The sequence below is a fragment of the Marinomonas gallaica genome (assembly GCF_001639745.1).
GTDB classification, from domain to species: Bacteria; Pseudomonadota; Gammaproteobacteria; order Pseudomonadales; family Marinomonadaceae; genus Marinomonas; species Marinomonas gallaica.
On the sequence record NZ_LTAX01000107.1, the window covers coordinates 1 to 241 of the forward strand.

Here is a 241-nt window from a genome sequence, read left to right on the forward strand (position 1 = left end):
TAGCAATAACGTCTGCGTTTTCGCACATGAAATCGACCATGCTGTCTTCTGATGGTCGGATGTGGTCAACACTGTGAATGCCTTTCTTCATCACATTTAGGTATGGACCTTCTAGGTGAAGCCCTAACGATTGGTTTTGATATTGAGCATGGTAGTCCCGTGCAGCCGCGACCGCTTGGCGCATGTCTTCATCAGAAGAGGTAATCAGAGTCGGTAAGAAGCTTGTACAGCCAGACTGTAG

At 47.7% G+C, this 241-nt stretch carries 1 pseudogene; it reads right to left on the minus strand.

Annotated elements, in window-relative coordinates:
• A pseudogene (gene nagA, locus AYW76_RS18825) lies at positions 1 to 241 on the minus strand (N-acetylglucosamine-6-phosphate deacetylase); the annotation flags it as partial.